The sequence below is a fragment of the Pseudomonas sp. LAMO17WK12:I10 genome (assembly GCF_900215185.1).
GTDB classification, from domain to species: Bacteria; Pseudomonadota; Gammaproteobacteria; order Pseudomonadales; family Pseudomonadaceae; genus Aquipseudomonas; species Aquipseudomonas chlororaphis.
Genome location: NZ_OBDX01000033.1, coordinates 25186 through 38427 on the forward strand (window position 1 = coordinate 25186; position 13242 = coordinate 38427).

Annotated in this window: 10 protein-coding genes and 1 tRNA gene; 1 reads left to right on the top strand and 10 read right to left on the bottom strand. The window is 59.9% G+C overall.

The window, feature by feature from the left end; all coding sequences use genetic code 11:
* Positions 1–196: 196 nt before the first annotated feature.
* Positions 197–3790, bottom strand: a complete 3594-nt coding sequence (locus CRO75_RS27265) for a transporter substrate-binding domain-containing protein (protein ID WP_097139420.1) — start codon at positions 3788–3790, stop codon at positions 197–199.
* 4 nt (positions 3791–3794) lie between these two features.
* Positions 3795–4421 carry a response regulator gene (locus tag CRO75_RS27270; RefSeq protein ID WP_097139422.1) on the bottom strand — a complete coding sequence of 209 codons (627 nt, stop codon included), beginning with the start codon at positions 4419–4421 and terminating at the stop codon, positions 3795–3797.
* A 494-nt stretch (positions 4422–4915) separates the two neighbouring features.
* On the opposite strand from CRO75_RS27270, the gene CRO75_RS27275 reads away from it, so the two are divergent.
* On the top strand, positions 4916–5938 hold the full coding sequence (locus tag CRO75_RS27275; protein WP_158539509.1) for a fimbrial protein: 1023 nt from the start codon (positions 4916–4918) through the stop codon (positions 5936–5938).
* A 232-nt stretch (positions 5939–6170) separates the two neighbouring features.
* Here CRO75_RS27275 and ychF read toward each other — a convergent pair whose 3' ends face one another.
* The 8 genes from ychF to CRO75_RS27315 all read right to left on the bottom strand — a co-directional run bounded on the left by ychF (position 6171) and on the right by CRO75_RS27315 (position 13089).
* Positions 6171–7271 carry a redox-regulated ATPase YchF gene (ychF, locus tag CRO75_RS27280; protein WP_062824652.1) on the bottom strand — a complete coding sequence of 367 codons (1101 nt, stop codon included), beginning with the start codon at positions 7269–7271 and terminating at the stop codon, positions 6171–6173.
* 22 nt (positions 7272–7293) lie between these two features.
* Positions 7294–7878: an aminoacyl-tRNA hydrolase gene (gene pth / locus CRO75_RS27285; protein WP_007928340.1), complete on the bottom strand. Its 585-nt coding sequence runs from the start codon at positions 7876–7878 to the stop codon at positions 7294–7296.
* A 168-nt stretch (positions 7879–8046) separates the two neighbouring features.
* A complete protein-coding gene (locus CRO75_RS27290; RefSeq protein WP_097139426.1) occupies positions 8047–8646 on the bottom strand; it encodes a 50S ribosomal protein L25/general stress protein Ctc in 600 nt (199 codons plus the stop codon).
* Between the two features lie 140 nt (positions 8647–8786).
* Positions 8787–9728, bottom strand: a complete 942-nt coding sequence (locus CRO75_RS27295; protein ID WP_003171603.1) for a ribose-phosphate pyrophosphokinase — start codon at positions 9726–9728, stop codon at positions 8787–8789.
* 48 nt (positions 9729–9776) lie between these two features.
* Positions 9777–9851 (bottom strand) — tRNA-Gln (locus CRO75_RS27300).
* A 37-nt stretch (positions 9852–9888) separates the two neighbouring features.
* Positions 9889–10740: a 4-(cytidine 5'-diphospho)-2-C-methyl-D-erythritol kinase gene (gene ispE, locus CRO75_RS27305; RefSeq protein ID WP_097139428.1), complete on the bottom strand. Its 852-nt coding sequence runs from the start codon at positions 10738–10740 to the stop codon at positions 9889–9891.
* 2 nt (positions 10741–10742) lie between these two features.
* Positions 10743–11360 (bottom strand): lipoprotein insertase outer membrane protein LolB, encoded by a 618-nt coding sequence (gene lolB / locus CRO75_RS27310; RefSeq protein WP_007928346.1) that lies wholly within the window; start codon positions 11358–11360, stop codon positions 10743–10745.
* A gap of 4 nt (positions 11361–11364) precedes the next feature.
* Positions 11365–13089, bottom strand: a complete 1725-nt coding sequence (locus CRO75_RS27315; protein ID WP_062824654.1) for a tetratricopeptide repeat protein — start codon at positions 13087–13089, stop codon at positions 11365–11367.
* Positions 13090–13242: the final 153 nt, after the last annotated feature.

The following is a 13242-nucleotide window of genomic DNA, read 5'->3' on the forward strand; positions in this document are numbered from 1 at the left end:
CGCCCAATGAGTCGACCTGGAATGTTCCTGGACCGTGGCGCCCCGTTTCGAAGGGGACCTAGGATGCCGAGCGGGGCTTTTGCCTTGTATGAGACGAGTACGAAACGGCGAGCCAGGGAATGGAACAAAATGTTTCAGGAGGGCGGCCTGGGGCTGCCCGGGACCGGGATTGTTGCTCAGGGCTGCCCGGGACGGGTCAGCCGTGGCGTTCGATATCGCGCAGCATGCGTTCGATGACCGACAGCACCGCGTGGCGTTGCGCCTCCAGGTCCTGCTCGCCTTCACGAGTCGCGAGTTGCAGGTCGAGGCAGGCCCGCATCAACGCCGGCGAGTCGACCGTGCAGGCCAGGCCGCTGACCCGGTGGACCCATTGTTCGAGGAACTCCGGTGTGTCGGGCAGCGGGGTGCTCAACAGTTCGCGCTCCTGTTCCAGGTTCCGGCGCAGCTCCTGGAGCAAGCGCTCCTTGAGCTGCGGATCGTTCTGGAAACCCTCCAGGTAGGTCAGGTCGAACGTCGCGGCAGCCTGCTCGTCAGGCGCTGGGACGAGGGGCGGCGTGAGGGGGGCGTTGAGGGATGAACTCGATAGCCCGAGCGCTTTCAGCTTGCCGAGTAGTTCCCGCAGACGCTCGAGAGCGATGGGCTTGATCATCAGGTCGTCCATGCCGGCTGCCTGGCAACGCTGCCTTTCATCGGCCAGGGCGCGGGCGGTGTAGCCGATGATCGGGATCCTGGGCAACCCGCGCGCCTGCTCTGCGGCACGGACACTGCGGGCCAGGGCGTAGCCGTCCATGTGCGGCATGTTGCAATCGGTGACCAGCACATCGAAGTGGCCATGTTCCCAGGCTTGCAAGGCCGCCTTGCCATTGCTGACGTAGGTCCCGCGATGGCCGAGCCTGAGCAGTTGCTGTTCGAGCACCAGGCCGTTGGTGGAGACGTCGTCGACGATCAGTACATTCAACTCGGCCACCGCCGTAGCGCCTTGAAGGACATGCTGCGGCTCGTCCTCGTCCGGTTGCCAGGGCAGGGTCAGTTCGAAGCTGACCCGGCAACCCTGGCCCGGGGCACTGGCGAGGCGGATGCTGCCGCCCATGAGCTCGACCAGCTGTTTGCAGATGTTCAGGCCCAGGCCGGAACCGCCGTGCAGGTGGGCGATCTCGGCGTGGGCTTGCTGGTAAGGCGCGAAAATCTGCGGCTGCTGATCCTCGGCGATGCCGATGCCGGTGTCGCTGACCTGGAACATCAGGCGGCTTTGCCGAGGCCCCGAGTCCAGCTCCTGGACCGACAGTTCGACCCAGCCCCGGTTCGTGAACTTCAAGGCGTTGGACAACAGGTTGTGAAGGATCTGCGTCAGGCGCAGGGCGTCGACCTGGTAGCGCCGCTCGGGGGGCAGGCGGTGTCGCAGCTTCAGCTTCAGGTGTTTTTCCCGGGCCTGCGCGACGAACAGCTCGAGGCAGTTGGCCAATAGTTGATCGAGGTCGGTGGGGCTGGGCACCAGTTCCATCTGGCCGGTCTCGATCTTGTCCAGATCGAGAATGTTGCCGATCAGGTCGATCATCGATTGCGCCGACTGCTGGGCGATGCTGAGGTTTTGCGAAGGGGGGGGCGCGCCGCTGGTTTCCAGCTCCAGCAGGCCGACCATGGCGTTCAGCGGGGTGCGCAGCTCATGACTCATGGTCGCGAGGAACTGGCTTTTCGCGGCGCTGGCGTCGACTGCCTGCTGCTGGGCCTCGAGCAGCTTGTGTTCCAGGTGCTTGCGCACGCTGATGTCGATCCAGCCGCCCAGCAGGCCCTGCTGTTTGCCGAGTGCGGTGTAGAAGGGCACCAGCCATTGGTAGATATGATGGTCCTGGCCATCGACCTCGATCACGCTGTCGAGGAATTGCGACTGGCGGTTATTCAGCAGCCGTTGGTGCTGCTCCTCCAGATCCAGGGCCAGGGCGCGTGGGGCGATGCCTTGCTCTTGCGGCGTGGTGCCGCGCTTCTCGTCCAGGGACCGGCCGAAGAACTGCTCATAAGCGTGATTGCAGGTGCTCAGGCGCCCTTGCAAGTCACGCACGTAAAGCGGGATGGGCAAGCCGTTGAGCAAGGCGAACTGGAAGGCCAGTTGGTCCTTGAGCTGATTCTGCGCGACGCGCCGCTGGCGGATCTGAATCCGCAGGCGCCAGTTCCAGTAAAACGACAGCAGCACCAGCACCAGGACCAGCGCGGCACTTTGCCAGACCCAGCTCGGCAGGTAGACCCAGAGCGAACCCTTGGTGGCGGGCCGCGCCAGGATGCTGATGCGGTGCTGATTGCCGTCCGAAGTTTTCAACGAATACAGGAGCTTGTTGAGAATACTCAGGAGTTCGGGGGGCTTGGCCGATACGGCGAACACCAGGGGCTCGGCCTGGGCCTGGAACTGCTTGCCGGCCCGGAGCCGGGGATTGTCCAGCCGTTGGGCATCGGCGGCGCTGTTCAGCGTGGCGTCGACCATGCCCTGTTCGACCAGATGCACGGCCTGGGAGTAATGGTCGGTGAGTACCAGTTCGATGTTCGGGTAGCGGCTCTGGAGCAGAGGCTGCAGGGGATGTCCGGCGACGACCGCCAGGCGCCTGCCCCCCAGGGCCGCCAGCGAGCTGGGGGAACTGGCGCCCTCGCGGGTAATGAAGGCCCAGTACTCGGTGCCGAAGCCATCGCTGAATAACAGGCTCTTTTGCTGGACCGGAGTCGGTGCCAGCGACAGGGCGATCTGTGCCTCACCGCGCTCCAGGCGCTGGCGGTCGATGTCCGGGGACTGGCTGTCGATGATGTTCAGTTGCAGTTGATAGTCGTCGGCCAGGCTGCGCAGCACATTGAACGCCAGCCCGGCCCATTGGCCGTCGGCCTTGCGGTACAGGTAGTTGGGGATCTTGTGGGCGATCAGGTTCAGCGAAGGAAGACGCTTGAGCCAGCTGTCTTCCGCGCTGTTGAGGGCGAAGGAGTCGGTCGGCGCGAACAGCCAGGGCGAGCGTTCCCAGTGCTGCAATATCTCTTGCTTGTGCTCCCGGGAAACCGTCTTCAGCGCGGCGTTGATCAGGGTCACCAGATTGTCCTCATGCCCGCGGGCGGCGAAGCTGAAACCCATGGCCGGCAGATTGGCGATGTACTTGTTCTGCAACTTGAGGTTGGCCAGGCTGCGCATGTAGAAATTGGTGCGCAGCTGATCGCCGATCAGGGCGTCGGCTTCGCCGTCGGACAGGCGTTGCAGGCCTTCGACAATGCTGTTGATCACGATCAGTTCAGCCTTGGGGTAGGCCTTGCCGACTGTTTCAGCCTGCACATAATAGGCCGGAACCAGCACGCGTTTACCCGCCAGGTCAGGGGACAGGTCCTTGTCGGCGATGCGCCCGACGATGATCGGCTCGTTGTCCAGGTAGGGCTTGCTGTAGACGAACCCTGGCTGTTTTCTTTCGTACTCGGTGGCGCGGGGCATCAGGTCGATGTCCCCGTTTGTCAGGGCAGCAATGGCCATGTCCACCGAAGGGTAGGGCACCCGTTGAATCGGCAGTTCGAGAAACTGGCTGATGTGTTCCAGGTAGTCGTTGGTGATCTGGTTGAGCACATCGTTGCCACGAGGCTCGGGTTGCTCGTTGGAGGCACTCACTTCGGCGACCCGGAGCGGGCGAGGGGGCAAAGTCTGACGCATGGCCATCAGCGTGGCCAGGGACAGCGGAGCAGGCTCAGGCTCGGCGGCGGCCAGGGACGCGACACTGGTCAGCAAGAGCGTGATCCAGAGAATCAGGCGCGGCAGGCCGGCTGGAGGGTTAGGCATAGTCTCAGGCCAGCCCGACTTCCTGGATGTACAGGTAGAGGCTGGCGTTGCTGTCCAGGCCCAGCTTGCGCATGGCGCTGCTCTTCTGGCTGCTGATGGTCTGCTTGGAACGATTGAGGTGCAGGGCTATTTCATTGACCGACAGCCCGGCGCCGTAGAGGCGTAGCACCTCGACTTCGCGAGGGGACAGTTGTTCGACCTCGGCCATAGGCTCCATGGGGTCGAACAGATGCCGGATGGACGGGGAGACGAAGGGTTTGGTCTGGCTGGCGCGAATGGCCTTTTGCAGGTCGCCTAGTACCCCGCGCTTGCTGATCAACCCCTGGACTCCCAGCTTGAGGATCGAGGCCAGCAGCGCCGGGTTGTTGAGCATGGTCACCACGATGACTGCGATCTCGGGGTAACGGCGGCGCAACTGTTCGATCAGACGGATGCCGTCGGCCTGTTCGCTGTGGGGCATCATCAGATCGGTGACGACCAGATCGCAGGGCTGTTCGGCCAACAGCTGGAACAGCCCTTCGACATTCTGGGCCTCGCCCACGATCTGCAACGTGCAATCGCCGCTGAGCGAGGCGCGGATGCCGATAAGTGTCAGCAGATGATCATCGACGAGTATTACTTTCCTTTGCATCGGTGGCGGGTTCCTGTCCGTGCGTAGCGTGAGCGAGAGCATAGAGTTAAGCAGAACGCATGCAAGTATCTGACAGTGTCAGTGGTGCGCAGGGTACTCCTGTCGCGTGGCGCGATGAAGTGTCCGTGACTTTCATACTTGGAGTTACCCAAGCCTCCGGTTTTGTATCGAGAAGAGGATGGGGCTGGCTGGCGATTTGATACTCGGGGGAATAGAGGGATCCGGAGTTGCCGTTGTGTGAATGACGGCAGCCAACCCCTATCCACATAGAGAGTCCTCGGCCGCATGAAGTCACTTTAGGAATTTTCCTTTCTGAAAGTAGGAATATAAGAATTGCCTCATTGAGAAGGTCGCATTTTCTTATGGAAAATAGCGACCGCATTGTGCCTGCCTTCGGACAGCACGAAGCCTCTCTGAGGAAGAAGTTCGGCTGCAGGGGTTGTTGCCCTAGCGACTGGTGCAAACTCCCTCTTGACGGTACGGATGATTTTCATATGAAACGCGGCATTTTTATTTCGGTGTTTATTCTATTTTTTATCTTCTCTGCATTACTGCCGAGTCATGTGTTTGCCGCTGGATGGTTCACTCCACGAACATCCAGTATTTCACTGCCTGCAAACATTGTTGTTCCAGGAAACGCCGACGTCGGGGCGGTGCTGTGGACCTCTACTCGAGAAGAGTCAAAACTGCTGGACGGGACGTTCGCCGCAGACTCCACCATTTGGGGCTCAGTGAGTAATGGAACACTGGCGCCAGGATTTACCGATGTCTACGAGACCAATATTCCTGGCTTGGGCGTCAGGTGGTGGGCTATATGGCGGGCCCGAAACTTTCCCAGTGGGGTCACCATCCCGATCACCGGTCCAGGCACTCACAACGCCGGTGCAACCGGCTGGCAGCTCAATGATTCTCATATGCAAACCATCTGGATAGAGCTGATAAAGACAGGCCCGGTTCAGAGTGGGAAGTTATCGGTTGGAACCCGGGTGACAAGCAAATTCAACTGTGCGGAGGGCGGCTGCAGGGACTGGCAGGTTACGGTGGCGGGTCAAAGCAGTATCTCGTCCGGACCCACTTGTACCGTTTCCACACCGGCCATTCCGGTAACGATGAGCAACATCGCGACCACGACTTTTACCGGCATGGGCGCTACATCTCCTCCTCGCCCTTTTACCATTACCCTGGCTTGTTCTGGGGGAGAGGTGGGTACTGTGATCAGTTCCTATGTCACGCTGACGGACGTGTCCCGCCCAGACAATACCTCCACCACGTTGTCGCTCACTTCTGCATCGACCGCATCCGGGTTGGGTATTCATATCCTCAAAGAGGATGTCGTGCTCGGTTATGGGCCTGACTCCAGTTCTGCTGGGAATACTAATCAATGGAAGGCGGGCACAATCGCGCAGGGCGTGTCGGTATTTCAGATTCCACTCAGTGCGCGTTATGTGCAGATTGCGCCAAATGTATCGCCTGGTAGTGCAAACGGATTGGCGATTTTCACGATGAGTTATCAGTGAGCTAAAGGCGTGTAGATAATTTCCAGAAGACTGAGCCAGAAGGAACATAATCACATCTGCAAGAGCTTGGAAGGGGGATCGGTGATGAGACCTGACTTGATCTTGAACTCGGATCCCCCAGTTTTTTGTGGCTGAAAACAATAGGGCCCCCTATGGGGCCCTATTGTTTATTTAAAGAGATCTATTGTCAGTGGCGTTCTAATGAGCGCCACTGAACTCCGGCAAAAACGCGTCAGACGTTGAAGCGGAAGTGCATCACGTCGCCGTCCTTGACGATGTAGTCCTTGCCTTCCAGGCGCCATTTACCGGCTTCCTTGGCCCCGGCTTCACCCTTGAACTGGATGAAGTCGTCGTAGGCGATCACTTCGGCGCGGATGAAGCCTTTTTCGAAGTCGGTGTGGATCACGGCGGCGGCCTGCGGGGCGGTGGCGCCGACGCGAACGGTCCAGGCGCGTACTTCCTTTACACCCGCGGTGAAGTAGGTCTGCAGGTTGAGCATTTCGTAACCGGCGCGGATCACGCGGTTCAAGCCCGGCTCTTCCAGGCCCAGGGCCTCGAGGAACATGTCTTTCTCTTCACCGTCGTCCAGCTCGGCGATTTCCGCTTCGATCTTGTTGCAGACCGGAACCACCATGGCGCCTTCTTCTTCGGCGATGGCCTTGACCACGTCCAGCAGCGGGTTGTTCTCGAAACCGTCTTCGGCGACGTTGGCGATGTACATCACCGGCTTGGTGGTCAGCAGGTGGAAGCCGCGGATCACCAGCTTCTCCTCGGCGCTCATGTTTTTCATCAGGCTGCGCGCTGGCTTGCCTTCGGTGAAGTGCGCGATCAATTGCTCGAGCAGGGCTTTCTGCGCCACGGCGTCCTTGTCACCGCCCTTGGCGTTGCGCGCGACTTTCTGCAGTTGCTTTTCGCAGCTGTCGAGGTCGGCGAAGATCAGTTCCAGGTCGATGATCTCGATGTCGCGTTTCGGGTCGACGCTGTTGGACACGTGGATCACGTTGTCGTCTTCGAAGCAGCGGACCACGTGGGCGATGGCATCGGTTTCGCGGATGTTGGCCAGGAACTTGTTACCCAGGCCTTCACCTTTCGAGGCACCCGCCACCAGGCCGGCGATGTCGACGAACTCCATGGTGGTCGGCAGCACGCGCTCGGGCACTACGATGGCGGCCAGGGCGTCCAGACGCGGATCCGGCATCGGCACGATGCCGCTGTTCGGCTCGATGGTGCAGAAGGGGAAGTTCTCGGCCGCAATACCGGATTTGGTCAGGGCGTTGAACAGGGTGGACTTGCCGACGTTAGGCAGGCCGACGATGCCGCAGTTGAATCCCATGGTGTTTCCCCTCGGGTAAGAGTCAGGCCTTCTGGCTGTGCAGGTTTTTCATCGCACGGTTCCATTCACCGGCGAAGATATCCGGCAGCACGCCGAGGGCAAAATCGATGCTGGCATCGAGCTTTTCCTGTTCGGCGCGCGGCGCACGACCCAGGACAAAGTTCGAGACCATGCTGGCGACGCCTGGGTGGCCGATGCCAAGCCGCAAGCGGTGAAAGGTATTCTGGTTGCCCAGTTGCGCGATGATGTCGCGCAACCCGTTGTGCCCGCCATGCCCGCCGCCCTGTTTGAGCTTGGCGACGCCGGGTGGCAGGTCGAGTTCGTCATGCGCCACCAGGATTTCTTCGGGCTTGATGCGGAAGAAACCGGCCAATGCCGCCACGGCCTGGCCGCTGCGGTTCATGTAGGTGGTGGGTATCAGCAGACGAATGTCCTGACCCTGGTGCGAAAAGCGCCCGGTCAGGCCGAAATATTTGCGATCGGCCACAAGGCTGACGCCTTGTTTCTCGGCGATGCGCTCAACAAAAAGGGCCCCTGCGTTATGCCGGGTCTGTTCGTATTCGGCGCCTGGATTACCCAGGCCAACGATCAGTTTGATGGCAGTCACGATAGGGGCCCTTCCTTGGAGTTGTGGATAACATCGCCGCGACTGGAACGTGCGGCGAAAGTGGACGACAAGTGCTCATTTACCATTATGTAAACTCCGCGTTCCCGCCCGCTTTCTCGCTACGTTCCAGTCCGCGATGTTTCCGGTAACTCCGGCAAGCAGAGTGAATTACTCTGCAGCGCCTTCTGCAGCTTCTGGAGCAACACGTGGAGCGTGAACGTTGGCAACAGCCAGGTCGTTACCGTGAACCAGAGCAACGAACTCAACGCCTTTAGGGGCCTTGATGTTCGACAGGTGAACGATGGTGCCGATTTCAGCGTCGCCCAGGTCGACTTCGATGAACTCAGGCAGGTCTTTCGGCAGGCAGGACACTTCGATTTCAGCGATAACGTGCGAAATCTCGCCGCCTTTCTTGACCGGAGCAGCTTCGTTGATGAAGTGCACTGGAACGATAGCGGTCAGTTTCTGACCAGCAACAACGCGTACGAAGTCAGCGTGCATAACGTGGCCTTTGGCCGGGTGACGTTGCAGCGCCTTGATCACGACGTTTTGCTTGGTGCCGCCAACGTTCAGTTCGATAACGTGGCTGAAAGCCGCTTCGTTTTCGAGCAGTTTGGCAACTTCTTTGGCCAGCATGCTGATGGATTCAGGGGCTTTGTCGCCACCGTAAACTACAGCTGGAACCAGGCTTGCGAGACGACGCAGGCGGCGGCTCGCACCTTTCCCCAGGTCGGAACGCAGTTCAGCATTCAGAGTAAAATCGTTCATGTTGTATCTCCAAAATAACCACACTCGCCCCAGCGTTTGCGACCAGCGCTAAAGGCGATATGGGCAAAAAAGCCCCGCCCCAACAGGAATGCTGGGGCGGGGCGCTTTTCGTCATCGAGATGTAAGGCTAGGGCAGGGCCTTAGCGGAACATCGCGCTGATCGATTCTTCGTTGCTGATACGGCGAACCGCTTCGGCAACAACCGGTGCGATATCCAGTTGACGGATACGCGCACAGGCTTGTGCTGCAGCGGACAGCGGGATGGTGTTGGTCACCACCAGCTCGTCCAGCACGGAATTTTCAATGTTCTCGATTGCTCGACCCGAAAGCACAGGGTGTGTGCAGTAGGCAAAGACCTTGGCAGCGCCATGCTCTTTCAGGGCCTTGGCCGCGTGGCACAGGGTGCCGGCGGTATCGACCATGTCGTCAACCAGGATGCAAGTACGGCCTTCAACGTCACCGATGATATGCATCACTTCAGAGTGATTGGCTTTCTCGCGGCGCTTGTCGATGATCCCGAGATCCACGCCCAGGGATTTGGCCACGGCACGTGCACGCACGACGCCGCCAATGTCCGGGGAGACGATCATCAGGTTTTCGAAACGTTGGTCTTCGATGTCATCCACCAGAACCGGGGAGCCGTAGATGTTATCTACCGGAATATCGAAGAAGCCCTGAATCTGGTCAGCATGCAGATCAACCGTGAGAACACGGTCGATGCCGACTACGGTAAGCATGTCAGCCACGACTTTCGCGCTGATAGCCACACGTGCGGAACGCGGACGGCGATCCTGACGGGCATAACCAAAGTAAGGAATTACAGCAGTGATTCGAGTCGCTGAGGAGCGGCGGAAGGCATCAGCCATCACGACGAGTTCCATCAGGTTATCGTTGGTCGGAGCGCAAGTCGGCTGAATAATGAAGACGTCTTTACCGCGGACATTTTCATTGATCTCAGCGGTAATTTCGCCGTCGGAAAATTTACCGACAGAGATGTCACCGAGAGGGATATGCAGCTGACGTACGACACGCCGAGCCAGATCGGGGTTAGCGTTCCCCGTAAAGACCATCATCTTGGACACGCGCAGTACCTGAAGGCTGAGGGTATACCTGGATGAGTATAAGGAAAATGGCAGGGGCGGCTGGATTCGAACCAACGCATGGCAGGATCAAAACCTGCTGCCTTACCGCTTGGCGACGCCCCTGTATCTGTTGCATCAAGTGCCTGGCACTTGGTTCCTTTTAGAGCAGACTTCGCAGCTTGCGATGCAACATCGAAACGTTGCTTCCTTTTGCTACAAACCCTGTAAGGGTCTCTGTAAGAAGGGCCGAGACTTTATCAGCTTCAGCTTTGCTTGGGAAGCCCCCAAACACACAACTTCCAGTTCCGGTCAGTTTTGCTTCGGTAAATTTACCTAGCAAATTCAATGCGTTACGTACATCTGGATAACGCCTTGCAACCACCGGCAAACAGTCATTTCTGCCGTTTCCCTTGGGAACGGGGCGCACTTTAATGGGCGGAGTGTCACGTGTCAACAGCGGATCTGAAAAAATTTCTGCTGTACTTACAGAGACTTGCGGCACCAGCACGAGATACCAAGGTTCCTCGGGGTCCACCGGGGTGAGTTTTTCTCCCACGCCCTCGGCGAAAGCCGCATGCCCACGCACGAAAACCGGCACGTCGGCGCCCAGGGAAAGGCCCAGCGCGGCCAGGCGATCTTCGTTCCAGCCCAGTTGCCAGAGGTGATTCAGGCCCAGCAGAGTGGTCGCTGCATTGGAACTGCCGCCACCTATGCCGCCGCCCATGGGCAGGACTTTCTCGATCCAGATATCAATGCCCAACGGGCATGCGGACTGTTCCTGAAGCTGTTTGGCCGCGCGCACGATCAGGTTGCTGTCGTGGGGGACGCCGGCGAACTCCGTATGCAGGCGAATGACGCCGTCATCGCGCACGGCAAAGGTGATTTCATCGCCGTAATCGAGAAACTGAAAAATCGTCTGCAGTTCGTGATAGCCGTCTTCACGGCGGCCGAGGATGTGCAGCATCAGATTGAGTTTTGCCGGGGAGGGCAGGGTCAGCCGTGGCGCGCTCATGCTTACTGCCCCAGCTTGCGTGGTTGCCATTCCTTGATCACCAGCGTGACGTCAAGGTCGCGGCCATGCAGCTTGATCCGCTCGGGCAGCCAGTAACCGCTCTGTTGTGCATAACTCAGGTATTCGACCTGCCAGTTGTCCTGTTCGAGATTGGACAGGCGGCTGTCGCCGTCCAGGGTCAGGCGACTCTTGCTGTCGGGGGCGGGCAGCCCACGAACCCACCAGGCCAGATGCGAGACCGGAAGGTTCCAGCCCAGCTGTTCCTCGAGCAGGGCTTCCGGGGTCGGAGCTTCGTAACGTCCCTGGTTGGCGACTTCCAGCGCGACCTTGCCGGGGCGTCCGGTCAGGCGGGCGGCGCCGCGACCCAGCGGGCCGGACAGGCGGATATCGTAGTAATCCTGGCGCTGCAGCCAGAACAGCGTGCCGCTGCCCGAATCCTTGGGGGCGCGAATGCCGATCTTGCCGTTGATCTGCCAGCCGTCGAGGCCGCTCAGTTGCTGTTTGTGCTCGCGCCATAGCGCGGGGCTGCCGTGACCCTCGACGGATTCGCGGGTGCCGAAACCCGAGCAGCCGGCGAGCAGGGCGATAAAGCTGAAAACGATAAGGTGGCGCAAAAACATAGTCTTAAAGGGTCTCTGATCCGGTCAGGCGCTTGATGGTGCTGCGCAGGATAGGGCTGTCGGGCTGGTCCTTGAGGAACTTGCTCCAGATCTGCTTGGCTTCGCGTTGCTTGCCATTGGCCCAGAGCACTTCGCCCAGGTGCGCGGCGACTTCCTGGTCGGGAAAGCGTTCCAGCGCCTGGCGCAGCAGGCGTTCGGCTTCCGCGAGGTTGCCCAGGCGATAGTTCACCCAGCCCAGACTGTCGAGTACCGCCGGATCGTCCGGGGTCAGCTGGTGGGCCTGTTCGATCAGGGCCTTGGCTTCGGCGTAACGGGTCGTGCGATCCGACAGGGTGTAGCCGAGGGCGTTCAATGCCATGGCGTTGTCCGGCTCGCGCTTGATGATCAGGCGCAGGTCCTTTTCCATCTGGGCCAGGTCGTTGCGCTTCTCGGCCTGCATCGCACGGGTGTAGAGCAGGTTCACATCGTCCGGGTATTGCTGCAGGGCTTGCTGGAGAATCTTCCAGGCCTTGTCGCCCTGTTTGTTGGCGGACAGGGTTTCGGCTTCGATCAGGTACAGCTGGATGGCGTAGTCCGGCTGGGTGTCGCGGGCGGCGGCCAGGCGTTTTTCGGCTTCGGCGGTACGGCCGTTGTTCATCAGGATGTCGGCCTGGCGCAATTGTGCCGGCAGGTAGTCGGTACCTGGGCCGACCTGGCCGTATTCCGCCAGCGCGCCTTGCGGGTCGTTGAGTTCTTCGGCGATGCGGCCCAGGTTCAGGTGCGCCGAATCGACGTGGCTTTCCCGGGCGATCAGGTCTTCCAGGTAACCCTTGGCCTCTTCCCAGTCCTTGGCTTCCAGGCAGACCAGCGCCAGGGAGTAGCGCAGCTCGTCGTCTTCCGGATACTGCTGGACCAGGCTGGAGAACTGGGCCTTGGCGTCGTCCATGCGATCCTGCTCGACCAGCATGCGCGCGTAAGTCAGGCGCAGGCGCTTGTCGTCCGGGTACTTGCGAATGCTTTTTTCCAGCAGCGGCAGGGCTTCGTCGGCGCGGCTGAGGCTTTGCAGCAGGCGGGCGCGCAGGAGGATCGGCGCGATCTCGCCTTCTTCCGGCGGGTTCTGCTCCAGCAGCTTCAGGGCTTCGCGGGTATCGCCGTCCTGTTGCAGCAGCAGCGCCTTGCCGAACACCAGTTGGCCGTTGTTCGGGTGTTTTTGCAGCAAGCGGTCGAAACTCTTCATCAGACCGTTGCGGGTATCCTGGTCGGTGTCGGCGGCCGACAGCGCGAGGAAATCGAAATGGGTATCGCCCTTGCCCTGCAGGACTTTCTCCATATAGACCATGGATTCGTCGTAACGCCCGGTGCGGGCCAGCTGGATGGCGGCGGCACGCTGGGCTTCCAGGTCGTCCGGGGCGTTTTTCGCCCAGATCAGCGCAGTGTCCAGCGCGGCCTGGTCGGCGCCCAGGTATTCGGCGATGCGAAACGCCCGCTCGGAGATGCCCGGGTCCTGGGTATTGATGGCCTGGGTGACATAGTTGTCCAGGGCAATGTCGAAACGATTGCGTTGGCCAGCCAGTTCCGCGCTCAGCAGGCTGAAGACCGTGTCTTCGCTGAACGAGGAGTAAACCTTGGGCTTTTCAGGAGCCGGGGTACTGTCTTCGACCGGCGGCGTACCGTCCGGTGAAACGGGTGCCAAGGCCTGGCAGCCGCTGAGGAAGACAAAAGCGAGGAGCAACGCGGAAGATCTATTCATATAGGAAGAGGACGACTAACCTGCGGTCGGATCATCATGACACAAGCCTTCGGCCAAACATAACCGAGACTCAGCGGATACCTTACAGAGGCAGTCTATTGGGACAATAGTCGGCAGTGGTTGTTCTGAATCTTTCGAAGTAGGACAATTGTC

Bases quoted from the DNA above. Each gene is read 5' to 3' on its own strand.
- ychF (WP_062824652.1), bottom strand. From the start codon at position 7,271: ATGGGATTCAACTGCGGCATCGTCGGCCTGCCTAACGTCGGCAAGTCC.
- CRO75_RS27290 (WP_097139426.1), bottom strand. From the start codon at position 8,646: ATGAACGATTTTACTCTGAATGCTGAACTGCGTTCCGACCTGGGGAAA.
- CRO75_RS27315 (WP_062824654.1), bottom strand. From the start codon at position 13,089: ATGAATAGATCTTCCGCGTTGCTCCTCGCTTTTGTCTTCCTCAGCGGC.
- ispE (WP_097139428.1), bottom strand. From the start codon at position 10,740: ATGAGCGCGCCACGGCTGACCCTGCCCTCCCCGGCAAAACTCAATCTG.
- CRO75_RS27275 (WP_158539509.1), top strand. From the start codon at position 4,916: ATGAAACGCGGCATTTTTATTTCGGTGTTTATTCTATTTTTTATCTTC.
- CRO75_RS27270 (WP_097139422.1), bottom strand. From the start codon at position 4,421: ATGCAAAGGAAAGTAATACTCGTCGATGATCATCTGCTGACACTTATC.
- lolB (WP_007928346.1), bottom strand. From the start codon at position 11,360: ATGTTTTTGCGCCACCTTATCGTTTTCAGCTTTATCGCCCTGCTCGCC.
- CRO75_RS27265 (WP_097139420.1), bottom strand. From the start codon at position 3,790: ATGCCTAACCCTCCAGCCGGCCTGCCGCGCCTGATTCTCTGGATCACG.